Raw genomic sequence first — 25825 nt, 5'->3', positions numbered from 1 at the left:
TTTCACAGAGGCACGCATTGTAACAGCACGTTCCTACAGACGCTTAAGCTGAATTATCGCTGATAAAGATCAATCGGTTCGATTGGCCTTCGTCTCGGTTCTATGCAAGCCAGAACACTGGCTCAGGGCGTCTCGCGAAAATGCTGATAGCCGCGAATGGCCGGGGTGATGTCGTGCCCGTTCACGTCGAGCAGTGTCACACCCTGCCCCACCTCGACCCGGCCGATCACATGCACCGGCCAGCCGTCCGCCAGCAACGGCGCGAGTTCGGCCGGCGGCAGGGTGAACACCAACACGTAGTCGTCGCCCCCACTCAAGGCCGCCACCCGCGCCGCGTCATCGCCGACAAACGCGAGCAAGGCCTGGGACAACGGCAGCGTCTGGCGCTCGATAAGCAGGCTGACAGCCGATGCCTTGGCGATATGCCCACAATCGGCCAATAACCCGTCGGAGATATCCATCGCAGACGTCGCCTTGCCCCGAAGGGCCACCCCCAAGGCCAACTGCGGTTGCGGCGACCAGTAATGAGCCAGCAGCGGATCGGCGATGCTGGCATCGGCGCTGCGCTGGCCCAGTACCAACGGCAGGGCGCCCGCCGCGTTGCCCAATTCACCGCCCACACACAGCAAGTCACCCGGCCGCGCACCGCTGCGGGTCAGCGCCTGGCCGGCCGGTACGCGGCCGAACACGGTCATGGTCAAGCTCAGCGGCCCGCGCGTGGTATCGCCGCCGACCAGGCCCACACCGCAGTTCTGCGCCATGGCGTTCAAACCCTGGGCATAGCGTTGCAGCCAGTCGGCATCGACGGTGGGGGTGGTGAGGGCCAGGGTAAATGCAACGGGGTGGGCGCCCATGGCGGCCAGATCGCTCACTGCCACGGCCAGCGAGCGCTGGCCGAGCAGGAACGGATCACAGGGGTCGGCGAAATGCACGCCGGCCACTAAGGTATCGGTGGAGATTGCCAACTGCTCCCCGGCGGGGAGCGCCAGCAAGGCGCAGTCATCGCCGATCCCCAGGGCAATGCCCTCGCCGCCCTGCGCACAGGGCGCGGCGGCGAAGTATTTGCGGATCAGCTCAAACTCGCCCATTCAGGACTCAAGCGCAGGTTAGCGCTTGTACGCCTTCACTTCGGCTTCACGCAGGCGCGGGGCCAGCTTGTCGAGCACGCCGTTGACGAACTTGTGACCGTCGGTCGAACCGTAGACTTTCGCCAGTTCGATACCTTCGTTGATCACCACGCGGTACGGCACGTCGACGCGCTTGAGCAGTTCCCAGGTGGACAGGCGCAGTACAGCCAGTTCAACCGGGTCCAGCTCATCGATAGTCAGGTCCAGACACGGGGTCAATGCAGCATCGATCTCGGTCAGGTTGGCCGGAACACCGTGCAGGATGTCGTGGAAGTAACTCTGGTCGGCGAAGGCGAAGTCATTGTCGACGCGAAATTGCGCTTCGATTTCGTTCAGCGAAGTGCCGGCCATGTGACGCTGGTACAGCGCCTGGGTGGCGAGCTGACGGGCAGCACGGCGCTTTTCGCTTTTCGATGGCTTACCGGCGTCCGCCGGACGCTCGTCGCGTGGGTTGAAACGATCGCTCTCGTCGGAAATCACTTGGCCTCCAACTGCGCCAGCAGGCTGACCATTTCCAGGGCGGACAGGGCAGCTTCAGCACCTTTGTTACCGGCTTTGGTGCCGGAACGTTCGATGGCTTGTTCGATCGAATCCACGGTCAGCACGCCGAAAGCAACCGGTACGCCGAACTCCATGGACACCTGGGCCAGGCCCTTGGTGCATTCGCCAGCCACGTATTCGAAGTGCGGCGTGCCGCCACGAATGACCGCGCCCAAGGCGATGATCGCCGCGTATTCACCGCGTTGCGCAACTTTTTGCGCAACCAGTGGAATTTCGAAGGCGCCAGGGGCGCGGATGATGGTGATGTCGCTCTCGCTCACACCGTGGCGAACCAGGGCGTCCACGGCACCGCTTACCAGGCTTTCAACCACGAAGCTGTTGAAGCGGCCAACCACCAGGGCATAGCGGCCTTTGGGGGCAATGAAGGTACCTTCGATGGTCTTCAGGGTCATTCGACAAATCTCTTAAAGAGCCGGGACGCTAAAAGTGCGTCCCTCAGTGATGATTTAACCGCGAACAAGGCGCAACAATCGCCAGCCTTTATTCGGAGGGCACGTATTCTACAACTTCCAGGTCGAAACCGGATATCGCATTAAATTTCATCGGTGCGCTCATCAGACGCATTTTGCGCACGCCGAGGTCGCGCAGGATCTGCGAACCGGCGCCGACGATGCTGTAGGTGGTCGGCGTTTTGACCGGAGTTTGCTCGGCGGACTCGCGAATATGCGCGAGCAAGACGTCGCCATCCACCGCGTTGCCCAGCAGCAGCACCACTCCGCTGCCGGCCTCGGAGACCGCAGCCATCGCGGCGCGCAGGCTCCAGCGTCCGGGTTGTTTGACCATCAACAGGTCGCGCAGCGGGTCCATGTTGTGGACACGCACCAGGGTCGGCTCGTCGGCGCAGATGGTGCCCAGGGTCAGCGCCATGTGGACGTCGCCTTCCACCGAATCACGGTAGGTCACCAGGTTGAATTGGCCCAGTTCGCTGTCCAGCGGCTGCTCGGCAATCCGCTGAACGGTACGTTCGTGGATCATCCGGTAGTGAATCAGGTCGGCAATCGTGCCGATCTTGAGGTTGTGTTGGGCGGCAAAGGTTTCGAGCTCGCTACGACGGGCCATGGTGCCGTCGTCGTTCATCACTTCGCAGATCACCCCGCTCGGCTCGAAACCGGCCATGCGCGCCAGGTCGCAGGCGGCTTCGGTATGACCGGCACGGGCCAGGGTGCCGCCTGACTGCGCCATCAGCGGGAAGATGTGACCCGGGCTGACGATGTCTTCGGCCTTGGCGTCTTTCGCAGCAGCCGCTTGCACGGTGCGCGCACGGTCAGCGGCGGAGATCCCGGTGGTCACGCCCGTGGTGGCCTCGATCGACACGGTGAACTTGGTGCCAAACCCGGAACCGTTGCGCGGTGACATCAGCGGCAGCTTGAGCAACTCGCAGCGCTCGCGGCTCATGGGCATGCAGATCAACCCACGGGCATGCTTGGCCATGAAGTTGATGTGCTCGGGCTTGCACGCCTCGGCGGCCATGATGATGTCGCCTTCGTTCTCACGGTCTTCGTCATCCATCAGGATGACCATCTTGCCTTGGCGGATGTCTTCAACCAGTTCTTCGATGCTATTGAGCGCCACAGGGCACCCCCTTGGTCAGGATTTCAGGTAGCCATTAGCGGCCAAAAAACTTTCGGTGATGTTCCCGGCAGGCTTTTGTCGAGAGTCAGACTCTGCGGCCTTATCGCCCAATAGAAGGCGCTCCAGGTAACGGGCAAGCAAGTCGACTTCCAGGTTCACCCGGCGACCTGGCTGGTACGACGCCATGATGGTTTCGCTCAGGGTGTGAGGAATGATGGTCAGTGCGAATTCGGCGCCGTCCACGGCGTTCACGGTCAGGCTGGTGCCATCGACGGTGATCGAGCCTTTGTGGGCGATGTACTTGGCCAGCGCCTTGGGCGCACGGATGCGGAACTCGACAGCGCGGGCATTTTCGCTGCGGGCCACCACTTCGCCGACGCCGTCGACGTGGCCGCTGACCAGGTGACCGCCCAGGCGCGTGGTCGGGGTCAGGGCTTTTTCCAGGTTGACCGGGCTGCCGGCAGCAAGATCGCTCATCGCCGTGCAGTCCAGGGTTTCCCGGCTGACATCGGCGGCAAAGCCGTTACCCGGCAAGTCGACGACAGTCAGGCACACGCCGCTGACGGCGATGCTGTCGCCCAGCTTGACGTCGCCCAGGTCGAGCTTGCCGGTGTCAACCAGCAGGCGCACGTCGCCGCCCTTGGGGGTCATGGCACGGATGCTGCCGATGGATTCGATAATGCCGGTGAACATGGCCTTCTCCTGGAAAACGGGGCGAGCGCTTGAGCGCCCGGTCAGAATTATACGCTCGCTACTGGGATGGCAGTGATTCGCCAGTCATCGCCCACAGCGCGCATTTCAGTGATCTTGAGTTGGGGCGCGTCGGCCAGTTTCTCAAGCGGCCAGTCCAGCAAAGGCCGGGCCGCAGAACCGAGGAACTTGCCGGCGACGAAAATCACGTATTCGTCCACCAGGCCCTGCTGGGCGAACGCGCCCGCCAGGCTTGGGCCGGCTTCCACCAGGACGTCGTTGACACCACGGGCCGCCAACGCCACCAGCGCCGAGCGCAGGTCGACCTGGCCATCGACACCGGGCACCACCAGGCACTCGGGCCCACGGGGAAACTGGTTTTCCGCCGTGACGCAGGTGATGACCAGCGCCGGGCCGGCCTTGAAGAACGGCGCATTGAGCGGCACCCGCAAGCGACCGTCGATCAGCACACGCAGCGGCGGACGCGACATGGCCAGGGCGGTGGTTTGCGCGTCCAGGCCGAGTTCGGCGGCGCGCACGGTCAGGCGAGCGCCATCGGCCAGCACGGTGTCGGCGCCGGTCAGCACCACGCTGGCCTCGGCGCGCAGGCGCTGCACGGCGGCGCGAGCGGCGGGGCCGGTGATCCATTGGCTCTCGCCGCTGGCCATCGCGGTGCGGCCGTCCAGGCTCATCGCCAGCTTGACCCGCACAAATGGCAGGCCGTGTTCCATGCGCTTGAGGAAACCTTTATTGAGGGCCCGCGCGTCCACTTCGAGCACACCGCTGTGTACCTCGATGCCGGCCTGGGCCAGGCGCTGCATACCGCGCCCGGCGACGTCCGGGTTGGGGTCCTGCATGGCCGCGACCACCCGCGCCACCCCGGCACTCACCAGCGCATCGGCGCACGGCGGGGTGTGACCGTAATGGCTGCAGGGCTCGAGGGTGACGTAGGCCGTGGCGCCGCGGGCTTTGTCAGCGGCAGCGCGCAAGGCATGCACTTCCGCATGGGGCTCGCCGGTACGCACATGCCAGCCTTCGCCGACGACCTGCCCGTCACGCACGATCACGCAGCCCACACGCGGGTTGGGATGGGTGGTGTACAGGCCGTTGCGCGCCAGTTCGAGGGCGCGGGCCATGTAATGGGCGTCGAGGACGGCCTGTTCAGCAGACGGTGGGTTCATTTTTTGACCGGCTCACGGGCCAGGCGGTCGATCTCTTCGCGGAACTCATTGAGGTCCTGGAAGCGTCGATACACCGAAGCGAAACGGATATAGGCGACTTCGTCGAGCTTTTGCAGCTCGCCCATCACCAGCTCTCCAACCACCAGGGACTTGACCTCGCGCTCGCCGGTCGCGCGCAGCTTGTGCTTGATATGCGCCAGCGCCGCCTCCAGCCGCTCGACACTCACCGGGCGTTTTTCCAGGGCGCGCTGCATACCGGCGCGTAATTTTTCTTCGTCGAAAGGCTGGCGGCTGCCGTCGGATTTGATCAGACGTGGCAATACCAGTTCGGCGGTTTCGAAGGTGGTGAAACGTTCACCGCAGCCAGAGGCCAGGCATTCGCGCCGGCGACGCACTTGATCGCCCTCGGCGACCAGACGCGAGTCAATGACCTTGGTTTCGTTGGCACCGCAGAAGGGACAGTGCATGGTGGCAGGCAACAAAAAAAGGGAGGGCCATGGTAGCGCATCCCCGTGGCAAGACAAGCCATAGCCTTTGCGGTATATAGGCTGACGATTATGTTTCATGTTTTTTAAGCCACGGATATTGTCCTTTCTGGAGCCTTACATGCAGTTACGACCACTCGTTTTACTCACCTTGTTCGGTTTTCTGGTCGCCTGCAGCAGCGAAGCCCCGAAACCGTCGACGCCGCAACCTCAGCCTGCACAAGAGAAAAAAGTCCCCGGCATTGAAGACCTCGGCCCGCTGCCGGCCTACCAGCGTGAAATCAACGGCAGCCTGACCAACGTGCCCGCCGGCGCCGAAGTCGAGATGGCGCTGTTGGTAATCGACGACCGCAGCCGCCCGCAACAACTGCTCGCCAGCAGCGTGCTGAGCGGCAACGGCAAACCCCTGGCGTTCCGCCTGCGCTTCAGCCCCGACGCGTTCCCGGCCGGTGCACGGGTTGAACTGCGCGGGCGCGCCAGCCAGTCCGGCCAGTTGATCCTGCACCTGCCCGCCGTGCGCATCACCCAGGCGATCACCCAGACCACCGGCCCTCTGCAACTCGTCACAGCACCATGACGCCACCGCTGGACCTGCAACGCGCGCTGAGCGCCCTGATCGGTGACGCACAGTTAGTGCCCTGCCCGCTGCCGGGCACCGACCTGGCGTTATGGCTGCTCGACGCCGACAACATGGACCGCGCCTTCAGCCCCGAAGAAACCCGGCGCATCCTGCATGAGCCGCCCTACTGGAGTTTTTGCTGGGCCAGCGGCCTGGCACTGGCGCGCTACCTGGCGGCGAACCCGACGTGGGTTGCGGGCAAGCGCGTGCTGGATTTTGGCGCCGGCTCCGGCGTCGCCGGGATTGCCGCCGTCAAAGCCGGTGCGTTGGAAGTGGTGACCTGCGACCTTGATCCGCTGGCGTTGGCGTCCTGCCGGGCGAATGCCGAACTCAACGGAGTTGAACTGGGCTATTCGGCGGACTTTTTCGCCGAAGCCGACCGTTTCGACCTGATCCTGGTGGCCGACGTGCTCTATGACCGCGCCAACCTGCCGCTGCTGGACCAGTTCCTCACGCGCGGGCGTGAAGCGCTGGTGGCGGATTCGCGGGTACGGGATTTTCAGCATCCGGATTATCAGCGCCTGGCGATACTAGAGGCGCTGACATTGCCGGACTTGGCGGAGCCTTGGGAGTTTCGCAAGGTGAGCCTGTACCATTCGCGGCGCCAGCCCTTATAGTTGCCCCATTCCCGCTTTATTCGAGACGCCCCATGAGTGAGCCCACGCCGTATATCTTCGACGCCACCACTGCCACGTTCGACCAGGCGGTGATCCAGAACTCCTTCGAAAAGCCCGTGCTCGTGGACTTCTGGGCCGAATGGTGCGCGCCGTGCAAAGCGCTGATGCCGATGCTGGCGAAAATCGCCGAGAGTTATCAGGGCGAGTTGCTGCTGGCCAAGGTCGATTGCGAGGCCGAGCAGGACATCGTTGCGCGCTTTGGTATTCAGAGCCTGCCGACGGTGGTGCTGTTCAAGGACGGCCAACCGGTGGACGGGTTTGCCGGGGCGCAGCCGGAGTCGGCGGTGCGGGCGATGCTCGAACCTCACGTGCAGATGCCGCCGCCAGCCGCAGCGGCCCCACTGGAGCAGGCCCAGGCGCTGTTTGCCGAGGGCCGCATCAGCGAAGCCGAAGCCGTGCTGATCGCGCTGTTGGGCGAGGACAACAGCAACGCCGCCGCGCTGATTCTGTACGCGCGCTGCCTGGCCGAGCGCGGTGAACTGGGTGAAGCCCAAGCCGTTCTCGACGCAGTGAAGAGCGACGATCACAAAGCCGCCCTCGCCGGCGCCAAGGCGCAAATCACTTTCCTGCGCCAGGCTGCCGACCTGCCGGACGCCGCCGACCTGAAAAGCCGCCTGGCGCAAAACCCGCAGGACGATGAAGCCGCCTATCAGTTGGCCATTCAGCAACTGGCGCGCCAGCAGTACGACGCCGCGCTGGAAGGCTTACTCAAGCTGTTTATCCGCAACCGCAGCTACAGCGAGGGCCTGCCGCACAAGACCTTGCTGCAGGTGTTCGAACTGCTGGGCAATGATCACCCACTCGTGACCGCATACCGCCGCAAGCTGTTCGCCGCGCTGTACTAATCGCCAACCCAGCGGTACAGCGGCGTATCGCCGCCGCTGGTGACTTTCACCTGGGCGCTGTGGCGCAGGCGCACCAGCAGGCGCTTGCCCGCCGCCGCATCGCCGGCCAGTCCTTCGAGTTGATCGAGCAATTCCAGCCCGTTGAGTTGGCCGGCGGCGCGCAACAGGTCCTGGGCGTTCTGCCACAGGTCATCATTGTGCTTGACCGCAACGGCCGGCGCGGCGGTCGCGCTGGCCACGGGCGTTGCCTGCAACTGCGCGCTCAGTCGCGCCCAATCAGCGTCATCGAGCTCCAGGGTCAAGTCCACTGGCAGGTCACCGACGGTTCCACGAATTCGCAACATCGTCCTTACTCCTGCATTTTTCCGACGGGCATGCTCCCATGCGGCTTGCGCAACGCCAAGCGTGCGGTCAAACTCCCCGCACTATTGTTATAAGATCACATAACATAACTTTCATGTTCTGGAGCCTCCCCATGCGCCGTCTGCTGCTTGCTTTGCCGTTTGCCCTGCTGCCACTGGCTATCGCCCATGCCGCTGACGAGCATGATCATGAGCACGCCAGCCTCGGCGCCCATGAACACGGGGTCGGCCGCCTCAACGCGGTGCTCGATGGCCAGGCCCTGGAGCTTGAGCTGGACAGCCCGGCGATGAACCTGGTGGGTTTCGAACACCTGGCCACCAGCGCCGCCGACAAAGCCAAGGTCGCCGCCGTGCGCAAACAGCTGGAAAATCCCGTGGCCCTGTTCAACCTGCCAAAGGCCGCCGGTTGCGTGATCAGCACCCAGGAACTCAACAGCCCGCTGTTCGGCGACAAGCCCGAAGTCGAGCATGACGACGACGATGACGACCACGCCACCGACAGCAAAGGCGCGGCTGCCCACGAGCATCATCACGACCACAGCGAAATCCACGCCCACTACCAATTCACCTGCGCCACGCCGACTGCCTTGAGCAACCTCGACCTGAGCCAAGTGTTCAAGACCTTCCCCGCCACGCAAAAAATTCAGGTACAACTGATCGGCCCGAGCGGCCAGCAAGGTGTGGAAGCGACGGTCACAGCAGCCACCCTGAAGTTCTGAGTAGCCATGACCCACGCATTGATCGAACTGTCCGACCTGGGCTTCAACTGGCCCGGGCACCCACAGTTGCTGGACATCCCCGCGTTCCGCCTGGAACCGGGGGAGAGCCTGTTTCTCAAGGGCCCCAGCGGCAGCGGCAAGACCACCCTGCTCGGCCTGCTGGGCGGCGTGCAGACACCCAGCCGGGGCAGCATTCGCCTGCTCGGCCAGGAGCTGACCGACCTCTCGGCCGGCGCCCGCGACCGTTTTCGCGTCGACCACACCGGCTACATCTTCCAGCAGTTCAACCTGCTGCCGTTCCTGTCGGTGCGCGAAAACGTCGAGCTGCCGTGCCACTTTTCCAAACTGCGCGCGCAGCGGGCCAAGCAGCGCCACGGCAGTGTCGACCAGGCCGCCGCGAGCTTACTCGCGCACCTGGGGTTGAAGGACAGCGCCCTGCTGGAACGCCGCGCCGATTCGCTGTCGATCGGCCAGCAACAACGAGTGGCCGCCGCCCGAGCGTTGATCGGCCAGCCGGAACTGGTGATCGCCGACGAGCCGACCTCGGCCCTGGACTACGACGCCCGCGAAGCCTTCCTGCAACTGCTGTTCGCCGAATGCCGCGACGCCGGCGCCAGCCTGTTGTTTGTCAGCCATGACCAGAGCCTGGCCCCACTGTTCGACCGTCACCTGTCGCTGGCCGAACTCAATCGCGCCGCCACGCCCGCAGAGGTTTGAGATGTATCTGTTCCGTCTAGCCATGGCCAGCCTGGCTAACCGCCGCTTTACCGCGATCCTCACCGCCTTCGCCATCGCCCTCTCGGTGTGCCTGCTGCTGGCTGTGGAGCGGGTGCGCGTTGAAGCGCGCAACAGTTTCGCCAGCACCATCAGCGGCACCGACCTGATCGTCGGTGCGCGTTCCGGCTCGGTCAACCTGCTGCTGTATTCAGTGTTCCGCATCGGCAACGCCACCAACAATATCCGCTGGGACAGCTACGAACACTTCGCCGCCAGCCCCCAGGTGAAATGGGCCATTCCGATTTCCCTCGGCGACTCCCATCGCGGCTACCGGGTGATGGGCACCAACGCGTCCTACTTCGAGCACTACCAGTACGGCCGCAAGCAAAACCTCGAGCTGGCCAGCGGCCGCGCCTTCGCCACCGATCCGTTCGAAGTGGTGCTCGGCGCCGAAGTGGCCGAAGCGTTGCACTACAAGCTCGGCGACAAGCTGGTGCTGGCCCACGGCGTGGCGGTGGTCAGCCTGGTCAAGCACGATGACAAACCGTTCACCGTGGTCGGCATCCTCAAGCGCACCGGCACGCCGGTGGACCGCACGCTGCATATCAGCCTCGGCGGCATGGAGGCGATCCATATCGACTGGCACAACGGCGTACCCGCCCAGGGCAAAGGCCGCATCAGTGCCGATCAGGCGCGCAACATGGACCTGACGCCGCAAGCCATCACCGCCTTCATGCTCGGGTTGAACAACAAGATTTCCACCTTCGCCCTGCAACGCGAGATCAATGAATTTCGCGGCGAGCCGATGCTGGCGATTCTGCCGGGCGTGGCGCTGCAAGAGCTGTGGAGCATGATGGGCACTGCGGAAAAGGCGCTGTTCGTGATCTCGCTGTTCGTGGTGCTGACCGGGTTGATCGGCATGCTCACCGCGATCCTCACCAGCCTCAACGAGCGCCGTCGCGAAATGGCGATCCTGCGTTCGGTGGGCGCACGGCCCTGGCATATCGCAACATTGCTGATCTTCGAAGCCTTTGCCCTGGCGCTGTCCGGTGTGATCGCAGGCGTGGGTTTGCTGTACGTGTGCATCGCGGCTTCGCGCGGGTATTTGCAGGCCAACTACGGCCTGGACCTGCCGATGGCCTGGCCCAGCGAATATGAATGGACCTTGCTCGCCGGTATCCTGGCGGCGGCGCTGCTGATGGGCAGCGTGCCCGCGTGGCGTGCTTATCGACAATCCTTGGCCGATGGCCTGTCCATACGTTTATGAGGAAGGCTTCGATGCGTCGTGCCCTGTTTACCCTGTTGTTGCTGCTGGCCGCGCCCGCCTGGGCGGAGGATCAGCCCAAGGATTTGTCCTGGCAGGAGATGATTCCACCGGACGCGCCGCCGGAAATCCCCAATATGAAACCGCTGCACGACCTGTCGAAGATGGCCGATGCCTTGTCGGTCGAGGCCGCGCCAGCGGCCAAGCAGGACTTGCCCAACGCGCCGGTGGTGCAGAGCCTCAACGGCCAACAGATCCGCCTGCCGGGCTATATCGTGCCGCTGGAAGTCAGTGAAGAAGGCCGCACCACCGAGTTCCTCCTGGTGCCGTATTTCGGCGCGTGCATTCACGTACCGCCGCCGCCGTCGAACCAGATCGTGCATGTGAAAAGCGAAGTCGGCGTGAAGCTCGATGAGCTGTATCAGCCGTATTGGATCGAGGGCGCGATGCAGGTCAAACCGTCGTCCAGTGAGTTGGCCGACGCGGGCTATCAGATGGACGCCGAGAAGATTTACATCTACGAATTGCCGGAATAGCGCTTATCACCCTTTCATTGAGCTGCGTCAAAAGACCAAGCGGAACGATCTTTACCATTGGATGTACAACCTTTAAACGTCCTCTGGAGCTCCCATGAACAAGTCCCTGCTCGGCGCGTCCCTCTTCGCCCTCGCCCTCGCCGCCCCTGTTGCCCACGCTTACGAGGCCGGTGACATTCTGGTTCGTGCCGGTGCAATCACCGTGAACCCGAATACTGACAGCGGCAACGTCAAAGTTGACCAGGGTCCATTGAGCGGCGCCAACCTGGGTGGCAAGGCGACCTTGAGCAGCAACACGCAACTGGGTCTGAACTTCGCTTACATGTTCACCAGCCACTGGGGTATCGAACTGCTGGCGGCCACGCCGTTCTCGCATGACGTGAAGCTCAAGGGCACCTCCGTGGGCGCAGCCAACGGTAAACTCGGCTCCCTGAAACAACTGCCGCCAACCCTGAGCGTCGTGTACTACCCGCTGGACAGCGCCTCGAAGTTCCAACCGTATGTAGGTGCAGGTATCAACTACACCTGGATCTATGACGAGAGCCTCAGCGGCACCGCGAAACAAAACGGGTTCAGCAACTTCAAGGCCGATAACTCCTGGGGCTGGGCCGCGCAGATCGGCGCCGACTACATGATCACCGACAAGTGGATGATCAACGGCCAGGTCCGTTATATCGACATCAGCACCACGGCCACCGTGGACAACAACGCCCTGGGCCAGGGCACCCGCGCCAAGGTCAATGTGGACGTTGACCCACTCGTTTACATGGTTGGTATCGGCTACAAGTTCTAAGCGATATTTCACAAACGCCACAAAACCAATGTGGGAGGGGGCTTGCCCCCGATAGCGGTGGTTCAGTCAATGATTCTGTTGACTGACACCGGGCTATCGGGGGCAAGCCCCCTCCCACATTTTGCTTTGGGGTGTTTCAGCTACGGCGGTAAAACCGATCCAGCAACGCCGGCAACCCCGCCCGCCACGCCCGTGGTTTGATGCCGAAGGTATGCAGGATTTTCTTGCAGGCCAGCACCGCGTGTTGTGGTTCTTCACCGGCATCCGGCCGAGCCGCATGGGCCTGGGCGGTGGGCGCTTCGATGGCCAGCGCACGGAAACTGCGCGCTTCGGTGAGGATCGCCTGGCCCAGCGCCAACGGCGTGGTCGCCTCGTGACCGGCGTAGTGATAAGTGCCCCACAGCGGCGCCGCGCAATCGAGTTGCTTGAGCACGGAGATGATCACCCGCGCCGCATCGTCCACCGGCGTCGGGTTGCCGCGACGGTCGTCTGCCATCAGCAATTCTTCAGGCTTCTCGGCCCGCGCCAGGAAACGCCCGAGGGTACCGTCGACACTGTCATCCAGCAGCCAGCCAAACCGCAGCAGCACATGTTGCGGGCACGTGGCGCGCACGCTTTGTTCGATACGCCACAACGCCTGGCCGCGCAGGCCCAGGGGCACCGGCTCGTCCTTTTCGCTGTAGGCGGTGGCGCGGGAGCCATCGAACACGCGGTAGCTGGACGGTTGCAGCAAGGTGATGTTGTGGTGCTGGCACAGTTCGGCCAGGCGTTCGATCGCAGACTCCTGGGCGGCCAGACGGCTTTCGCTGACCGCTTCGGCCTGGAACCAGTCGAAATAGTAGGCGAGGTTGATCAACGCATCGGGACGGGTGTCGTCGAGCAATTGGGTAAGGCTCGCGGCATCCCAGCCGTCTTGGGGCGGTTTGGGGGCGAGGAAACCGATGTCTTCCTCTGCACCGAGGCGAATCAGCGCCTGCCCGAGGGCATTCCCGCCGCCCAATAACATAAGGCGCATTCGCATAGATTGAGCAGGCCCGGTCTGTTTGGAACGATGGTTAGTATCGACAGGCGTTTGAGCCTTGCCGTGGGTGTTTGCCAGAATCGTTGCATTTTGCGGGTTTGTAGCGCAACCGTCACGGATAAACTGCGGGCTTGCCAGGTATTGCTCGCCGCAGTAGCTGAACACGTGACCGCCGATAAAGCTCTTTATTCTGCACGATGACGCATTAACAGCGAGGCGTTCTGCATGATTCACACGCCAAACCGGCTGCGATACTCGCTGGGCGCCAGGCCGGTGATTTTCTTGAACGTGGCGCGAAACGCGCTGGGGTCCTGATACCCCACGGTCCAGGCGATATGGTCGATGGTGCCATTGGTAAATTCGAGCATTTGCCGGGCCTTGCCCACTCGCAGGTGCTGGCAATATTCAGTGGGTTTCAAACCCGTCGCGCCGCGAAAGCGCCGCAGGAACGTGCGCTCTTCGAGGCCCGCCTGCTGCGCCATCGCCGCCACCGAGACATCCACCGCGCCGCTCGCTTGCAACCAGTGCTGCACTTTCAGGATCGCGCCGTCGCCATGCCCAAGAATCGGCGCGAAGTTGCTCCCGCACTGGCTGGCGCTGTCGCTGTGTTCGATCACCAAAAAGCGCGCCGTGTCGGCCGCAATGCTCGGCCCCATGAGGCGGTCGACCAGGCGCAGGCCCAGTTCGGACCACGCCATCAGCCCGGCGGTGGTGATCAGGTCGCCGTCGTCAACGATCGGTTTATCCGCTTCCAGGCGCACCGCCGGGTAACGCGCAGCGAAGGTGCTGGCGGAAGACCAATGGGTGGTGGCGCTGCGCCCGTCCAACAGACCACTGCGCGCCAGCATGATCGAGCCGATGCACACGCCACCGAGCACGGTGCCCGCTGCGTGTTGCTGACGTAGCCAATCCAGCAGCGCGGGGGGCGTCTGTTCCTCGGTGAATTCGCCGATCGACGGTGGCACCAGCACGGCCATCAGTGGTTGGCCTGGACCGGGATGGCTGGCGAATATGCGCGCGGGCGAGCCATCCGGCGCCACCTGCCAATGGCTGACCCGCAGCAGCGGCAATTGCGCGGATTGGTGCGCGGCGGCGATCCGATTGGCCACCCCGAACAGATCGGTCAAGCCATGCACCGCCGCCAGTTGCGCGCCCTGGTAGATCAACACACCCAGCTCGATGATCGAGCGTTCCACGGCCATTGTCAGTTTTCCCCCTGTTATTGTCGGTGCAGCCAATCCCCGCTCTGCGCGCCAGCTAAGATACTGGCCCCATCAACCCATCACGAGGCAACACACATGGCCAAGCAAGCGCTCATCCTAATCGATATCCAGAACGACTACTTCCCCCAGGGCAAGTGGCCGCTCGACGGCGTGGAGGCTGCGGCAGACAAGGCCGCGCAGGTGCTGCAGGCATTTCGTCAGGCGGGCGATGCGGTGATTCATGTGCGTCATGAGTTCACCTCGGACGATGCACCGTTCTTCACCCCAGGCTCCGAAGGCGCGCACCTGCATCCCAAGGTGCTGAACGAAGGCAGTGAGCCGGTGGTGCTTAAACACTTTGTGAATGCGTTTCGCGAAACCCAACTGCGCACGGTGCTGGAACAATGCAGCATCACTGACGTGGTGGTGGTCGGCAGCATGAGCCATATGTGCATCGACGCGGTGGTACGGGCGGCGGCGGACCTGGGTTACAAGGTCACGCTGATCCATGACGCCTGCGCCACGCGGGATCAGGAATTCAACGGGCAAGTGATTCCGGCGGCGCAGGTGCACGGTGCGTATATGGCGGCGCTGGCGTTTGGGTATGCGAGCGTAGTGTCGACACAAGAATACTTGCAGGCCCAGGCGGCGGCCTGACCGCCGCGTGCGGGCGTGGCGCTAGCGGGTCGCAATGATGAACAGGCGCGGGAAAGGCAGAAGTACGGTGCCATCATCCAGGGCCGGATAAGCCTGGCTGATCCGCGCCTTATAGTCCTGCAGGAAAGCGGCTTTTTCGTCGTCGCTCAACGGCGCGAGGAACGGCCGCAATGCCGAGGCCTTGAACCACTCCACCACGGCCGCGTGATCCGCCAGCGGGTGCAGGTAGGTGGTGCGCCACACATCGACGGTGCTGCAGTGTTGGCTCAACAGCTCGTAGTAATAGCTCGCTGTGTGCCGTTCATTGTGTTTAACCGTGCCGATCCTGGCGGACCATGGGCCATCGGCCGCGACCTCACGGGCCAGCCGATGGGCGGGCTCGTCGAGGTTGTCCGGGGTTTGCACCGCCAGGGTTCCGCCGCGTGTCAGTTGGCTGACCAAGTGCGGGTAGAGCGTGGCGTGGTCCGGCAGCCATTGCAGGGAAGCATTCGCCAGGATCACATCGAAGGGTTGTGCCGGGGTCCATGCGCCGATGTCCGCCAGTTCGAAGCTCAGCGCCGGCAAGCGTTTGCGGGCGTCGGCCAGCATGTCGTCGGAGCTGTCCATGCCGGTAACGTGAGCCTGTGGAAAACGCTCGGCCAACACTTGCGTGGAATTACCGGGGCCGCACCCCAGGTCAACGGCGGTTTGCACAGCGGTATTGGGGATGGCCGCAACCAGATCGCGGACGGGGCGTGTGCGCTGCTGCTCGAACAGGGTGTATTGCTTGGCTGACCAGGTCATCACGGCTTTCCTTTTGTTTAACGGTTGGCCACAGCCTAAATCGTGTGAGCCATGAGAACAAACGCCAGGGTTCACCTCACCATCCGAAGATGCACAACCCCCCTGCGTAAGGTCCACGAACGATTTTCTGTTTGCGCCATTGCGCACCGAGGGCATGGCCGCCCAAGCGAGCCGTGGGATGGCAGGCTCATTATCCATGGGGGCGACGATCAGAGGGTGCTGGGTTTCGACCGCTGTCTGCACGTTGTAGCCGACGATTCCCGTGCCGCGCGTCATCATGGAGCGGCTGCCTGGGTCGGTCAGTGTGCACTTGAGTTTTATTGTCTTTAATGTCAGAAGCTCGGATATTTCCGTTTCTTACTGCCTGGACGATTTTCGATGAATCTACCTGAGATCAGTACGTTTATTACTCGCTGGCCCTTGCTGGGCCTGGCTCCCCCTGCCGCTTGGCTGGTTTCCCAGGACTGCGAAAACCAAGTTATGGCTTTGCTGGCACGGCTTGGAGAGGGTTATCGACGCCAGGGAAACTGTGCCGTCCACGAAACTGCGGTTGTTGAGCAAGGCGCTGTATTAAAGGGCGCGATTATCATCGGCGCAGGATCCTTCGTGGCGGCGGGTGCCTACCTACGTGGAGGGGTTTATCTCGGCAGCCATTGCATTGTTGGCCCAAGCTGCGAAGTGAAAAGCAGCTTCATGCTTGACGGAAGCAAGCTGGCACACTTCAACTTTGTCGGCGACTCATTGATTGGCGAGAACGTGAATATCGAAGCAGGTGCAATCATAGCCAATTACCGCAACGAGCTAGATGGTGCGGATATCAAAGTCCGCTATGCAGACAATGTGATCGAGATAGGAGTTAACAAATTCGGTGCCCTGGTCGGCGATGGCTGCAAAATTGGGGCGAACGCAGTCATCGCTCCCGGTGCGCTACTGCGGCCAAACACACATGTCCCACGTCTCGGGTTGATTGACCAGTTTGCCTACGACTAGGAAAGCCGGCCAGGCCCTGCTCGTGGCTGCTATTACTTGGCCAGTGAGCTTCGGCGGTAAACTCCTACGGAACTCATTCTTGCGCAAGTTTGGCTGGCCCCACTGATGCGATAGCAACTGCTGCGTCGGCAGTCGCTCCAGCACGTCTTATAGGTATAGGGGTCATGCCCATTCATACGCGCCGATTGGATCAAACTCATAATCGCCGTTGCCCGTTTGCCGCTGCGCAGCGAACCTGCAAAAAGCCAGTTTTTGCGGCCTAATGCCCATGGTCGGATCTGATTCTCGGCCCAATTACTGTCAATGGGTACGGCCCCGTCATCGAGATAGCGCGACTGCGCCGGCGAAAACCGACGATAGGCTCATCGCACAATTGCACGGCCTGGGTGGTCATGGCAGGTGTTAAACGATGGAAATCGCGCGGCCTATGGAAAGCAAACCAATTTAGCGCTGTTAGATAAGCAGAATCAGGAAAGCTCAACCAAAAATTGGCCGAGCATTTTCACCACTGAGTGACCGCACCGCATCGATTTAGAACAACGCTAATGTATAACTGACTATCAACCTATTCTGGTCTGCATCGCGGGAGGCTTCACTGTGTGACCTACCGTTTCGCCATCCGAACCCCACCCCCTTCAGCGCTCCCGACGGTACAATGTAGTCAATTGAGAGGTCTCGCTCCCACTCCGTCTGATCAGAACCCGCGGCCGTCTTTATGCCTCGTCCATCCAGGTACATCAACGCGGCCTTAAGCCCCGGAATACCCAGCGCAGCAAAGTCATAACCATATTGCACGTAGGTCGTATCCTCGCCTGCCCGGATGAAATTCTGGATTAACCTGTCGGTATACAGGTACACCCCCGCTCCACCGCTACCCTTGCCCACCAATCCGCCTTGATTCGGCTGAATGAAGTTACTGTCGTCAGAAACACTCTGATAGCCCATCAGAAACGAATGCGCCCCCAAGCTATAAGTAAACGTTGCACTCCATGTATTGTTGTCGATCTCGCCGTTGGTTCCGCTCGTGTAACCACTTGTCCCATAGCCCTCAGCACGACCTGTAGCTGAACTGTTCTTGCCATCGGAGCGGGTACTAAAATATCGCAGGTCCGAGGTCAACGAACCCACCTGCCCCATAGGCAGTCGGTGCAGTAAACCCAGAAAATGCTGAGTATAAAAATCCTCAAGATGCCCGAAGTAATACTGCGCCGTCAGGTCTTTCCCAACCCTATAGTCAACCCCCCCAAAGAGGAATTTATTCGTGTCCTGACTAGCCCCGGCCACGGATAATCCCGTGGAGTCGCTGGAGCCCCTTGCAGTCGCTGACATCAGTTGCCCTCCGATAATGGTCGCATTGTCCAGATCGTTGGATGTGAACTGCAACCCTTCAAACGACTGCGGCAGCAGTCTTCCGTCAGTGATCGTCAACACCGGCAGCTTTGGGGTGAGCGCACCGTAGCGTAATTCGGTTTTCTGTAGCCGCACCTTCATTGTGGGCTCGAACCTCGTCCAGTAGTCGGCGGCCCGGTCACCATCATCTGGAAACATTGAGCTTGCATAGTGGCGACCTTTTCCGCTGTCCAAGGTTACGCCCAGCATAAGATTCGCATCCACCCCGAATCCCAGTGCACCCTCGGTAAATCCTGACGCATAGCGCAGGATGAACCCTTGACCCCATTCGCGATTTTGGGATGGCCGGGCGTTCCCACTGCGCCAATCATTATCAAAGTAGAGATTTCTAGCTGAGATATCAGCCTTGCCGTCTGTTAGAAAGTCAGCATGCGCTGAAATACAGTTACACGCCATCAAAGCGCATCCGGCCGCACTTCCAAGTTTAATTTTAGTAATCATGGACAAAGCGTTCCCCTACGCGAAACTGCGTATTAAAAAATTAAGGTACGGGGGCAGAGTTATTAACTGTGCAACTTATATTCTTATATTTACCAGCATCGAACTTTTCTCGGACCGACCAACATCGAGCGCTACAGGGCCGCAATCACTTGAATTTCAATCTTATAGTGAGGCTTCGCCAATACGGAGTGAACGCAGGCTCGAACGGGCGGTTGCGTGCCTTCAAGCCACCGTTCCCACACCTGATTCATCGCATCGAAATCACTCATGTCCGTTAACCAGATTTGCGCCCATATAAGTTTTGTTCTGGCCGAGCCAGCCTCAATTAAAAGTTGATCAATTTTCGCGAAAATATCAACCGCTTGCTCCTGAACGCCGCCCGTGCTCTGAGATGTCTGCCCCGAGAGGTAAACGGTTCCGTTATGTACGGCGACTTGGCTGAGCCGAGCGTTGCTGCCGGTTTTTTGGACAATGTGCATTGTTATCTCCCAACCTTTTTATATAAATGCCCAGGCGTATTGCCCATTGGCTTTTGTAATGTGACCCACAGAACACTTGGTAAAATGACTAGTGAATACCGTGGCACAATTAACGTCCGCGTATTCAAGCAGCCATCGTCTGGATACCCGCGCGGCGACTTGTTCGGCGCAGAAAACAGAGTTCCATTGCGGTAGTGCGACCTGCAACGGGCTGTGCATGACATCACCGCAGAAAACGACGAGGCCATCACCGGATTCAATACTGATGCTCATGTGCCCAGGGCTATGACCAGGCGTTGGGTGAAACTTGATGCCTGGCAAGTATTCCTCTCCACCGTTATTGATGGTCGCCAGTTGCCCCGCATCCCTTACAGGCTTGATGCTGTCTTCGAAAATCATCAGTCGCGGGGCCGCAGCAGGTGTCCCGTAAAAGTCCAGTTCCGCCTGGGAGCAGACATGCATGGCGTTGGCAAAGGTGGGCACCCACTTCTCACCGTCCCACACGGTATTCCAGCCAACATGATCCACGTGCAAATGCGTATGCAGGACGAAATCGATGTCTTCAGGACGCACACCTGCTCGCTCAAGGTTTCCCAGCCATGGGCTTTGCAGTTGATGAAATATGCTGCTGAAAGGCCGATCCTTGAAGTTTCCAGAAGCTGTATCTATCAACAGCCGATGCTGAGGCGTTTCTACCAGCCAGCTATGGATGCTCATTTCAACCGGTGTGTCTTGCCTCATCTGCTCGCGGCTTGAGGTTGCTTCAAGCAAGTGAGGCGTTGCATCCGGATAAAGCTGGGCAACGGACAGAGCGCTAAATACCTGCTCGGTAATTTTCGAAATACGTAAATCACCGATTTGATAAACGTCAGATAGGTTCATGAAAGCTCCTGTACCAAACACCGCGAATCATCAGCTTGCCTGGACGGCTGATAGTGAAAGCGATTGTGAGCGTTTAACGGCCAATGCTGCTGTCGTATAGAGGACGGCTGCCAAGGCTGCGGACACGGTTGCGACAATCGCCAGTGCAAAGCCCAGGGCATTCTCTCTGTCGCCCAATTGCTGGCTGATATAGCCAACGGCGTATGGCCCGATCCCACCTCCAAGCACGTTGGTCATGAATACCAATAGCGCGATAGAGCGACCACGCATTCTGTTGGGGATCGCAATTTGCAACGGGATGGGGGCCAATGCCATGACGATGCTCGCTGCAAACGCGCAAAGCCCGTAGAAGATGATCGCCATGTTGAATGAGGCCAAAGGTGCGATGAGCGCAAGAGGGGTTAACAACGTGCAGGCGTAGGCTGCCACCTTGAGAACAGTCCCGAGCGCTTGCTCATCCTTGGCGCGCCTTACCAGAAGGCCAGCGGTAAGAACACCGACTATCCCGCCGAGCATGTAAAGGGGCCCCGTTATTTTCCCGACATAGCTGGCTTCCAGGGCAAAGTGTCGAATCAACACCGTGGGAAACCAGGCGGTGAACGAGTAAAACAACATGATCAAACTGGCGTAGCCAAAAAAGTACGGCAAGCAGAAGCGATTACGAACAAACAATTCACGCAGCACTTCACTGAACGGTGGAGCCACCTCTCGCTCGGTATCCTTGCCTGCGCTCGCATGATCTCGTCTTGCCGGTTCGCTTACGGTTAAGAACACGATAGCCGCAAGCAAAAAACCCGGCAGGCCAACAATCAGAAACACCATCTGCCAGGCGTGCATCGAGGTGCTGGCGAGAAACTCATTGCCTGGTTGACTCAACCAGCCCAGCAATGCCCCGCCCCCCGTCAATGCGACACCACTACCGATGTAAGGCCCCAACATGAAAATACCGGTAGCGCGGCTAAGGCGTCGTGGTGCGTACATGTCGGCGAACAACGACAACACGGCAGGACTCAGCGCAGCCTCGGCAATGGCAGTACCTGCTCGCCAGACCAACAGTTCGGTAAAACTTCCGGCGGTGGCACAAAGCGCCGTGGAACACGCCCAGATCGCCACGCACACGGCAATGATGCGCACCCGGTTTGATCGGTCGACCATGCGCGCAACAATAATCCCTGCGGTTGCGTAGCACAGGGTGAACGAGAAGCCCTGCAACATGCCGATTTGACTATCAGTGATGCCCAGCGTGGCTTTCAATGGCTGAACGAGGATGCTGACGATCTGGCGATCCAAGTACGAAAAAGCAAAGCAGATGAGAAACAGGGCAGCACTGTAGGCTGAGCCATGGTTATCTTGGGCCACGGGTTCTACAGAACGGATTACGCTCATAAGACACACTCCAGACGCGATTCAGTCGTCATTGCCAGGTGGTAGGAGAAGCCAGCACGGCAATACAGTCGCCCGCCGCCACATGAGAAAAGGTCCGCTGAACCATGATTTCGCCATCCCTGCTGAAATACAGCTCCTCTGCTGGTTTCCAGGGTGCATAAATGTCAAACAAACGACCCGCGAGCTGGCCTTTTTCAACTTGATCACCCAGAGAGAAGCAGGGTTCGAAAACACCGCCTGCGGTGGCAAACACGTAGTGTCCTGAATCCTCGACTTTGACCAGGCGCGTCGGTTTGGCCGGCGCGACTGGAACGTCTTTGATAACACCAAGGCTATGCAATACCCGGTGCAATCCGTCTTCGACAATCTTGAGATTCTCAGGGCTGCACGACGCACCGCCGCCAAACTCACCACAAAGAAACAGTTTCCCCTGTCGCTCGGCAGCCGCTCCATAGGTGCGATCTTCGCCCAGCAGGTTCATGACCATGGTGGTTGGAGCCCCGAATGCATCGACAAGACGCAGGTAATCATCGTGCTGCGCCGCATTGGCTGGCAGGGAAGCCAGAAGTGCTGGCGCGTGCTGGAAAGAGGCACCACCGGCATGCATGTCCAGAATAACGTCCGAGATAGGGAACAGTTCTGTATTGACATAGTGCGCAATCATTTCAGTGATACTGCCGCTACGGTTACCTGGGAACAGGCGATTCAGATTGCCCTTGTCGATGGGCGATGTTCTCGTTCCATTCTGGAAAGCAGGGAAATTGAGACCCGGGACGACGATCAAGCGGCCGCTGATTTCCAGCGAACTCATCCGCTGAATGAGCTTCATCAGCGCGATTGGCCCCTCCAGTTCGTCCCCATGATTGCCGCCGGTGAGAAGAACTGTCGGCCCGACCCCGCGTTTGAGCACTACGATGGGGATCGGGATACGGCCATAGGCTGAGCGGTCATGGGAATGCGGAAGCATGAGAGCTCCCTTCTGAAAGCCTTCCAGAGAGAAATCGACCGTGGACGCAATGAGTGATCCTTGGTTATTCATACAAACCCTCCTGAAACTGAAATATAAGCGTGGTAACGGACCACACCCACTATCTGTCAGGACATTGCATGAGAATATTGCCGTTTTATGAGATCAGCGATGCCTGAAAGGCATCACTGGCCAGAATGGCACTTCCGCGCTTCGGTCAACACTTGGAGAAATCGCTGAAGCAGCGGGCTTTCACTGTTTGCGCAGTATGCAAATACCAGCGGCATCGGTACTGACAGATCCAGCAGTTTCAAAAAACTGACAGACGCCGGTGGCCGGCCCAGGTTCGCAGAGTTGACGAGCGCTGCCCCCATACCGGAGCCCACCAACGCCAGAATGGCCGACTCGGTCTGCGCCTCTTGAACGACCTGAAGACTGACTCCCAGCGCTCCACAGGCAGCCATGAGCTGGTCGTAGTAAGTCGGGTACACCCATCGTGGAAAGGTTATGAAAGGCAGGTGGGCGATGTCCGCGAGCGAGACCTCATTACCCCCAAGGTCCCAATCAACTGGTATCGCTAGAACCAGATTGTGTTCTACCAGTTGTAGTACCTCGCATCTGTTTGAAAGGGGACGGTATAGGTACACAAAACCACCATCGAGCATCCCGTCCTCAATACGCTGGACTTGCTCAGGCGTGTTAAGGGGATTGAGTTCCAGACTCGCATTAGGGATTGCGATCTGAAACGCTCTCAGCGCCTTGGGGACAATACCGTCCCAGCTGCTGTTCTCCACAAACCCAAGGCGTAGCTGTCCCTCCCATCCCGTAGAAATACGCTTGGCTTTACGTGTTGCAGCTTCGAGGTCACTCATGATCTGCCGAGCATCAGACAAAAATGATTCACCCGCTGGCGTCAAGGTTAACCCTCGGGGATGTCTGCTAAACAGCTCAAACCCTAGCTGCTCCTCAAGATCGTGAAGCTGGCGAGAAACAGCTGGCTGCGTGACATGGATACGCTCCGACGCTAGTCGAATGCTTTTGTGCTCGGCCACAGCTATGAAATAACGCAGATGGCGCAATTCCATTTATTTTCCTCAGATGTAGAAAAGAGATACTCCCGGCAGCCTATCATCGAACACCTTCGGGAGGTTTAGAGCATTAGCATCCGCAAATGAAGACGCCGTCGATGGGTGAATCGGTTCGCGGGCTGCCCCCGCACCTACAAGTGGCAGCCCGATTTCGGCCAATTGCGACGAAGTGGACTACTCCTTCGCTCCGGGGAAATTGCCGAGACTTTTCCCCATTTTTTTGACGTAAAAAAAGGCCCCATACTCTTTACAGAGATGGAGCCTTCGTCTTTGGCAAAAAATCCTTTGATTACTTGGACTTAACCGTAAGTAGCAATCAGAAAATCTTTACATTCTTACCTTATGAGGGTCAAAACGGGATATCGTCATCAAAGCTGTCGAAATCCGGAGCCGGTTGCGGAGCGGCCTGTTGTGGCGCTGGGCGCGACTCACGCTGCGGCTGCTGGCTTGGCTGCGGACGCGACTGCTGTGGACGCGGTGCCGAGTTGGACATGCCGCCCTGGCCCTGTTGGTCGCCCTGTGGACGGCCGCCGAGCAGTTGCATGGTGCCTTGCATGTCGACCACGATTTCAGTGGTGTAACGCTTGATGCCGTCTTTTTCCCACTCGCGGGTCTGCAGTTTGCCTTCGATGTAGACCTGCGAACCTTTGCGCAGGTATTCACCGGCGATCTCCGCCACTTTGCCGAACATCGACACACGGTGCCATTCGGTTTTCTCGACCTTCTGGCCGGTCTGCTTGTCGGTCCACTGTTCGCTGGTCGCCAGACTCAGGTTGGTCACGGCGTTACCGTTAGGCAAGTAGCGAACTTCGGGATCCTGGCCGCATGTACCGACCAATATGACTTTGTTAACCCCACGGGCCATAACGTTCTCCTAAGCTGGGCGCGCTGTCGGCACTGGGTTGACCAGTTGCTCGAGCGTCGCGCGATCCAATAATTCGGTGTCCAATTTGATGTAAATGGCCGCTTCTTCAGCAACCACGACTGCATCGGTTACCCCAACGACGGCCTTCAGGCGCTCGACCAGGCCAGCTTCACGAACGGCTTCGGGCGACAACGGCAGGCGCAGGCTTGTGACGTATGGGGGTTCGCGCATGGTAACAGCAAAGGCCAGCCAAAGTGCAGCAAGCCCGGCGCATCCAAGGAAGACAACCGACAAACCGCCGTGCTGGAACATCCAGCCACCCATGATGCCGCCGAGTGCCGAGCCCAGGAACTGGCTGGTGGAATACACCCCCATCGCCGTGCCCTTGCCGCCGGCCGGTGAAACTTTACTAATCAGCGAAGGCAACGAAGCCTCTAGCAGGTTGAACGCGGTAAAGAACACCACCGTACCGATTACCAGCGCCCGCAGGCTGTCGCCGAACTGCCAGAAGAATAGCTCAGTGAGCATCAGCGTCACGACGGCGCCGAGTAAAACTCGTTTCATTTTGCGTTTCTTCTCGCCATAGATGATGAATGGGATCATGGCGAAGAATGAAATCAGCAGTGCGGTCAGGTAGACCCACCAGTGCTGTTCCTTGGGCAGCCCGGCTTTTTCCACCAGGGCCAGGGGCAAGGCAACGAAGCTGCTCATCAGCATCGCGTGCAATACAAAGATACCTAAATCCAGGCGCAGCAGGTCCGGATGCTTGAGCGTCGGCAGTAAGGCCTGGCGCGCAACCCCGGATTCACGGTGCTGCAGGGTGCCGGTGGAGCGCGGCACCATAAAGGCCACGATCACGATACCGAACAACGCCATGCCGCCGGTGGCCAGGAACAGTCCGTGCAAACCAAAGGCGCGGGTCAGCAACGGGCCGATCACCATCGCGACGGCGAACGATAGGCCGATGGTCATGCCGATCATGGCCATGGCCTTGGTACGGTGTTGTTCCCGGGTCAGGTCCGACAGCAAGGCCATGACCGCCGCAGAAATTGCCCCGGCGCCCTGCAGGACACGTCCGGCGATCACGCCCCAGATAGAATCGGACTGAGCCGCGAGCACGCTGCCGAGGGCGAACACGATCAACCCGAGGTAGATCACCGGGCGGCGGCCGATGCGGTCGGAAATGATCCCGAACGGAATCTGGAAAATCGCCTGGGTCAGGCCATAGGCGCCAATGGCCAGGCCGATTAGGGCGGGGGTCGCGCCTGCGAGGTCCATCCCATAGGTCGCCAGTACCGGCAACACCATGAACATGCCAAGCATACGGAAGGCGAACACCAGGGCCAGACCGCTTGCCGCTCGGGTCTCGCCGCTACTCATGCGTTCGCTGTGGGGATCGTGCATGGAAAAACCTCGTGTGAACCGGCGGCGATTCTACCAGTCCCATCGATTGAGAGGGTATATGCGGCGCTTTGCCGCGCAGGTTTCATGTAAGGCTGCACCTAG

At 60.2% G+C, this 25825-nt stretch carries 29 protein-coding genes and 1 pseudogene; 10 read left to right on the top strand and 20 right to left on the bottom strand.

What is annotated here, in order from left to right:
* Window positions 1-122: 122 nt before the first annotated feature.
* The 7 genes from thiL to nrdR form a co-directional block, all read right to left on the bottom strand.
* Window positions 123-1088, bottom strand: a complete 966-nt coding sequence (gene thiL / locus ACP7CJ_RS13400) for a thiamine-phosphate kinase (protein WP_426100518.1) — start codon at window positions 1086-1088, stop codon at window positions 123-125.
* Window positions 1089-1106: 18 nt separating this feature from the next.
* Window positions 1107-1607 carry a transcription antitermination factor NusB gene (nusB, locus tag ACP7CJ_RS13395; protein ID WP_276195056.1) on the bottom strand — a complete coding sequence of 167 codons (501 nt, stop codon included), beginning with the start codon at window positions 1605-1607 and terminating at the stop codon, window positions 1107-1109.
* The gene (gene ribH, locus ACP7CJ_RS13390; protein ID WP_247408428.1) at window positions 1604-2080 is read right to left on the bottom strand and encodes a 6,7-dimethyl-8-ribityllumazine synthase; all 477 of its coding nucleotides are present in this window, start codon (window positions 2078-2080) and stop codon (window positions 1604-1606) included. Before ribH ends, nusB begins: the two co-directional genes overlap by 4 nt.
* An 88-nt stretch (window positions 2081-2168) precedes the next feature.
* Entirely contained in the window at window positions 2169-3260 is a 1092-nt protein-coding gene (gene ribBA / locus ACP7CJ_RS13385) for a bifunctional 3,4-dihydroxy-2-butanone-4-phosphate synthase/GTP cyclohydrolase II (protein WP_276195057.1), read from the bottom strand.
* Between the two features lie 15 nt (window positions 3261-3275).
* Window positions 3276-3953: a riboflavin synthase gene (locus tag ACP7CJ_RS13380; RefSeq protein ID WP_253399543.1), complete on the bottom strand. Its 678-nt coding sequence runs from the start codon at window positions 3951-3953 to the stop codon at window positions 3276-3278.
* 47 nt (window positions 3954-4000) lie between these two features.
* Window positions 4001-5131 (bottom strand): bifunctional diaminohydroxyphosphoribosylaminopyrimidine deaminase/5-amino-6-(5-phosphoribosylamino)uracil reductase RibD, encoded by a 1131-nt coding sequence (gene ribD, locus ACP7CJ_RS13375; protein WP_276195058.1) that lies wholly within the window; start codon window positions 5129-5131, stop codon window positions 4001-4003.
* Complete coding sequence (nrdR, locus tag ACP7CJ_RS13370; protein ID WP_276195059.1) at window positions 5128-5598, bottom strand: transcriptional regulator NrdR; 471 nt, start codon at window positions 5596-5598, stop codon at window positions 5128-5130. The genes ribD and nrdR overlap by 4 nt, the downstream gene beginning before the upstream one ends.
* A gap of 139 nt (window positions 5599-5737) precedes the next feature.
* On the opposite strand from nrdR, the gene ACP7CJ_RS13365 reads away from it, so the two are divergent.
* The 3 genes from ACP7CJ_RS13365 to trxA are packed head-to-tail and all read left to right on the top strand — an operon-like array spanning window position 5738 to window position 7757.
* Window positions 5738-6193, top strand: coding sequence for a YbaY family lipoprotein (locus ACP7CJ_RS13365; RefSeq protein WP_253399554.1), 456 nt, complete (start codon window positions 5738-5740; stop codon window positions 6191-6193).
* Window positions 6190-6852, top strand: a complete 663-nt coding sequence (locus ACP7CJ_RS13360; RefSeq protein WP_426100516.1) for a class I SAM-dependent methyltransferase — start codon at window positions 6190-6192, stop codon at window positions 6850-6852. The genes ACP7CJ_RS13365 and ACP7CJ_RS13360 overlap by 4 nt, the downstream gene beginning before the upstream one ends.
* A 32-nt stretch (window positions 6853-6884) precedes the next feature.
* Window positions 6885-7757, top strand: a complete 873-nt coding sequence (trxA, locus tag ACP7CJ_RS13355) for a thioredoxin (RefSeq protein WP_426100514.1) — start codon at window positions 6885-6887, stop codon at window positions 7755-7757.
* Here the strand turns inward: trxA and ACP7CJ_RS13350 are convergent.
* On the bottom strand, window positions 7754-8101 hold the full coding sequence (locus ACP7CJ_RS13350; protein WP_276195062.1) for a hypothetical protein: 348 nt from the start codon (window positions 8099-8101) through the stop codon (window positions 7754-7756). The two genes, trxA and ACP7CJ_RS13350, sit on opposite strands and share 4 nt — an antisense overlap.
* Before the next feature lie 131 nt (window positions 8102-8232).
* Between ACP7CJ_RS13350 and ACP7CJ_RS13345 the strand changes: the two genes are divergently transcribed.
* The 5 genes from ACP7CJ_RS13345 (at window position 8233) to ACP7CJ_RS13325 (ending at window position 12148) form a co-directional block, all read left to right on the top strand.
* Window positions 8233-8838, top strand: a complete 606-nt coding sequence (locus ACP7CJ_RS13345) for a DUF2796 domain-containing protein (protein WP_276195063.1) — start codon at window positions 8233-8235, stop codon at window positions 8836-8838.
* A 6-nt stretch (window positions 8839-8844) separates the two neighbouring features.
* Window positions 8845-9555, top strand: coding sequence for an ABC transporter ATP-binding protein (locus tag ACP7CJ_RS13340; protein WP_426100512.1), 711 nt, complete (start codon window positions 8845-8847; stop codon window positions 9553-9555).
* Window position 9556: 1 nt separating this feature from the next.
* Window positions 9557-10822 (top strand): ABC transporter permease, encoded by a 1266-nt coding sequence (locus ACP7CJ_RS13335; RefSeq protein WP_253399571.1) that lies wholly within the window; start codon window positions 9557-9559, stop codon window positions 10820-10822.
* 11 nt (window positions 10823-10833) lie between these two features.
* On the top strand, window positions 10834-11355 hold the full coding sequence (locus tag ACP7CJ_RS13330; RefSeq protein ID WP_276195065.1) for a DUF3299 domain-containing protein: 522 nt from the start codon (window positions 10834-10836) through the stop codon (window positions 11353-11355).
* 94 nt (window positions 11356-11449) lie between these two features.
* The gene (locus ACP7CJ_RS13325) at window positions 11450-12148 is read left to right on the top strand and encodes an OmpW/AlkL family protein (RefSeq protein ID WP_276195066.1); all 699 of its coding nucleotides are present in this window, start codon (window positions 11450-11452) and stop codon (window positions 12146-12148) included.
* 136 nt (window positions 12149-12284) lie between these two features.
* Here ACP7CJ_RS13325 and ACP7CJ_RS13320 read toward each other — a convergent pair whose 3' ends face one another.
* Together ACP7CJ_RS13320 and ACP7CJ_RS13315 are read right to left on the bottom strand one after the other, a co-directional pair.
* Window positions 12285-13169: a sugar nucleotide-binding protein gene (locus tag ACP7CJ_RS13320; protein ID WP_276195067.1), complete on the bottom strand. Its 885-nt coding sequence runs from the start codon at window positions 13167-13169 to the stop codon at window positions 12285-12287.
* A 230-nt stretch (window positions 13170-13399) separates the two neighbouring features.
* Window positions 13400-14371, bottom strand: coding sequence for a GlxA family transcriptional regulator (locus ACP7CJ_RS13315; protein WP_276195068.1), 972 nt, complete (start codon window positions 14369-14371; stop codon window positions 13400-13402).
* 96 nt (window positions 14372-14467) lie between these two features.
* On the opposite strand from ACP7CJ_RS13315, the gene ACP7CJ_RS13310 reads away from it, so the two are divergent.
* Window positions 14468-15028, top strand: a complete 561-nt coding sequence (locus tag ACP7CJ_RS13310; protein WP_276195069.1) for a cysteine hydrolase family protein — start codon at window positions 14468-14470, stop codon at window positions 15026-15028.
* 21 nt (window positions 15029-15049) lie between these two features.
* Here the strand turns inward: ACP7CJ_RS13310 and tam are convergent, their stop codons facing one another.
* Window positions 15050-15811 (bottom strand): trans-aconitate 2-methyltransferase, encoded by a 762-nt coding sequence (tam, locus tag ACP7CJ_RS13305; protein WP_276195070.1) that lies wholly within the window; start codon window positions 15809-15811, stop codon window positions 15050-15052.
* A 378-nt stretch (window positions 15812-16189) separates the two neighbouring features.
* Between tam and ACP7CJ_RS13300 the strand changes: the two genes are divergently transcribed.
* Window positions 16190-16801, top strand: a complete 612-nt coding sequence (locus tag ACP7CJ_RS13300) for a transferase (protein WP_426100510.1) — start codon at window positions 16190-16192, stop codon at window positions 16799-16801.
* 99 nt (window positions 16802-16900) lie between these two features.
* On the opposite strand, the pseudogene ACP7CJ_RS13295 reads toward ACP7CJ_RS13300, so the two are convergent.
* The 9 genes and pseudogenes from ACP7CJ_RS13295 to ACP7CJ_RS13255 form a co-directional block, all read right to left on the bottom strand.
* A pseudogene (locus tag ACP7CJ_RS13295) lies at window positions 16901-17142 on the bottom strand (IS66 family transposase); the annotation flags it as partial.
* 190 nt (window positions 17143-17332) lie between these two features.
* Entirely contained in the window at window positions 17333-18607 is a 1275-nt protein-coding gene (locus ACP7CJ_RS13290; RefSeq protein ID WP_426100666.1) for an OprD family outer membrane porin, read from the bottom strand.
* Window positions 18608-18783: 176 nt separating this feature from the next.
* Complete coding sequence (locus ACP7CJ_RS13285; protein WP_426100508.1) at window positions 18784-19131, bottom strand: RidA family protein; 348 nt, start codon at window positions 19129-19131, stop codon at window positions 18784-18786.
* Window positions 19132-19149: 18 nt separating this feature from the next.
* Window positions 19150-20013, bottom strand: coding sequence for an MBL fold metallo-hydrolase (locus ACP7CJ_RS13280; RefSeq protein WP_426100506.1), 864 nt, complete (start codon window positions 20011-20013; stop codon window positions 19150-19152).
* A gap of 30 nt (window positions 20014-20043) precedes the next feature.
* The gene (locus ACP7CJ_RS13275) at window positions 20044-21399 is read right to left on the bottom strand and encodes a spinster family MFS transporter (RefSeq protein ID WP_426100504.1); all 1356 of its coding nucleotides are present in this window, start codon (window positions 21397-21399) and stop codon (window positions 20044-20046) included.
* A gap of 28 nt (window positions 21400-21427) precedes the next feature.
* Entirely contained in the window at window positions 21428-22438 is a 1011-nt protein-coding gene (locus ACP7CJ_RS13270) for a succinylglutamate desuccinylase/aspartoacylase family protein (RefSeq protein ID WP_426100502.1), read from the bottom strand.
* Window positions 22439-22551: 113 nt separating this feature from the next.
* On the bottom strand, window positions 22552-23451 hold the full coding sequence (locus ACP7CJ_RS13265) for a LysR family transcriptional regulator (protein ID WP_426100500.1): 900 nt from the start codon (window positions 23449-23451) through the stop codon (window positions 22552-22554).
* 352 nt (window positions 23452-23803) lie between these two features.
* Window positions 23804-24319 (bottom strand): single-stranded DNA-binding protein, encoded by a 516-nt coding sequence (locus ACP7CJ_RS13260; RefSeq protein ID WP_003232445.1) that lies wholly within the window; start codon window positions 24317-24319, stop codon window positions 23804-23806.
* 9 nt (window positions 24320-24328) lie between these two features.
* Window positions 24329-25723: an MFS transporter gene (locus ACP7CJ_RS13255; RefSeq protein ID WP_247396028.1), complete on the bottom strand. Its 1395-nt coding sequence runs from the start codon at window positions 25721-25723 to the stop codon at window positions 24329-24331.
* Window positions 25724-25825: the final 102 nt, after the last annotated feature.

Origin of the sequence: Pseudomonas sp. PSPC3-2, from assembly GCF_049897085.1 — a bacterium.
Classification (GTDB): Bacteria; Pseudomonadota; Gammaproteobacteria; order Pseudomonadales; family Pseudomonadaceae; genus Aquipseudomonas; species Aquipseudomonas paraveronii.
The sequence above is the reverse complement of the archived record's forward strand: the minus strand, read 5'-3'. Positions and strand labels throughout refer to the sequence as shown.

Bases quoted from the DNA above. Each gene is read 5' to 3' on its own strand.
- thiL (WP_426100518.1), bottom strand. From the start codon at position 1,088: ATGGGCGAGTTTGAGCTGATCCGCAAATACTTCGCCGCCGCGCCCTGT.
- ribH (WP_247408428.1), bottom strand. From the start codon at position 2,080: ATGACCCTGAAGACCATCGAAGGTACCTTCATTGCCCCCAAAGGCCGC.
- ACP7CJ_RS13380 (WP_253399543.1), bottom strand. From the start codon at position 3,953: ATGTTCACCGGCATTATCGAATCCATCGGCAGCATCCGTGCCATGACC.
- ribD (WP_276195058.1), bottom strand. From the start codon at position 5,131: ATGAACCCACCGTCTGCTGAACAGGCCGTCCTCGACGCCCATTACATG.
- nrdR (WP_276195059.1), bottom strand. From the start codon at position 5,598: ATGCACTGTCCCTTCTGCGGTGCCAACGAAACCAAGGTCATTGACTCG.
- ACP7CJ_RS13365 (WP_253399554.1), top strand. From the start codon at position 5,738: ATGCAGTTACGACCACTCGTTTTACTCACCTTGTTCGGTTTTCTGGTC.
- ACP7CJ_RS13360 (WP_426100516.1), top strand. From the start codon at position 6,190: ATGACGCCACCGCTGGACCTGCAACGCGCGCTGAGCGCCCTGATCGGT.
- trxA (WP_426100514.1), top strand. From the start codon at position 6,885: ATGAGTGAGCCCACGCCGTATATCTTCGACGCCACCACTGCCACGTTC.
- ACP7CJ_RS13350 (WP_276195062.1), bottom strand. From the start codon at position 8,101: ATGTTGCGAATTCGTGGAACCGTCGGTGACCTGCCAGTGGACTTGACC.
- ACP7CJ_RS13345 (WP_276195063.1), top strand. From the start codon at position 8,233: ATGCGCCGTCTGCTGCTTGCTTTGCCGTTTGCCCTGCTGCCACTGGCT.
- ACP7CJ_RS13340 (WP_426100512.1), top strand. From the start codon at position 8,845: ATGACCCACGCATTGATCGAACTGTCCGACCTGGGCTTCAACTGGCCC.
- ACP7CJ_RS13335 (WP_253399571.1), top strand. From the start codon at position 9,557: ATGTATCTGTTCCGTCTAGCCATGGCCAGCCTGGCTAACCGCCGCTTT.
- ACP7CJ_RS13330 (WP_276195065.1), top strand. From the start codon at position 10,834: ATGCGTCGTGCCCTGTTTACCCTGTTGTTGCTGCTGGCCGCGCCCGCC.
- ACP7CJ_RS13325 (WP_276195066.1), top strand. From the start codon at position 11,450: ATGAACAAGTCCCTGCTCGGCGCGTCCCTCTTCGCCCTCGCCCTCGCC.
- ACP7CJ_RS13320 (WP_276195067.1), bottom strand. From the start codon at position 13,169: ATGCGAATGCGCCTTATGTTATTGGGCGGCGGGAATGCCCTCGGGCAG.
- ACP7CJ_RS13315 (WP_276195068.1), bottom strand. From the start codon at position 14,371: ATGGCCGTGGAACGCTCGATCATCGAGCTGGGTGTGTTGATCTACCAG.
- ACP7CJ_RS13310 (WP_276195069.1), top strand. From the start codon at position 14,468: ATGGCCAAGCAAGCGCTCATCCTAATCGATATCCAGAACGACTACTTC.
- tam (WP_276195070.1), bottom strand. From the start codon at position 15,811: ATGACCTGGTCAGCCAAGCAATACACCCTGTTCGAGCAGCAGCGCACA.
- ACP7CJ_RS13300 (WP_426100510.1), top strand. From the start codon at position 16,190: ATGAATCTACCTGAGATCAGTACGTTTATTACTCGCTGGCCCTTGCTG.
- ACP7CJ_RS13290 (WP_426100666.1), bottom strand. From the start codon at position 18,607: ATGGCGTGTAACTGTATTTCAGCGCATGCTGACTTTCTAACAGACGGC.
- ACP7CJ_RS13285 (WP_426100508.1), bottom strand. From the start codon at position 19,131: ATGCACATTGTCCAAAAAACCGGCAGCAACGCTCGGCTCAGCCAAGTC.
- ACP7CJ_RS13280 (WP_426100506.1), bottom strand. From the start codon at position 20,013: ATGAACCTATCTGACGTTTATCAAATCGGTGATTTACGTATTTCGAAA.
- ACP7CJ_RS13275 (WP_426100504.1), bottom strand. From the start codon at position 21,399: ATGAGCGTAATCCGTTCTGTAGAACCCGTGGCCCAAGATAACCATGGC.
- ACP7CJ_RS13270 (WP_426100502.1), bottom strand. From the start codon at position 22,438: ATGAATAACCAAGGATCACTCATTGCGTCCACGGTCGATTTCTCTCTG.
- ACP7CJ_RS13265 (WP_426100500.1), bottom strand. From the start codon at position 23,451: ATGGAATTGCGCCATCTGCGTTATTTCATAGCTGTGGCCGAGCACAAA.
- ACP7CJ_RS13260 (WP_003232445.1), bottom strand. From the start codon at position 24,319: ATGGCCCGTGGGGTTAACAAAGTCATATTGGTCGGTACATGCGGCCAG.
- ACP7CJ_RS13255 (WP_247396028.1), bottom strand. From the start codon at position 25,723: ATGCACGATCCCCACAGCGAACGCATGAGTAGCGGCGAGACCCGAGCG.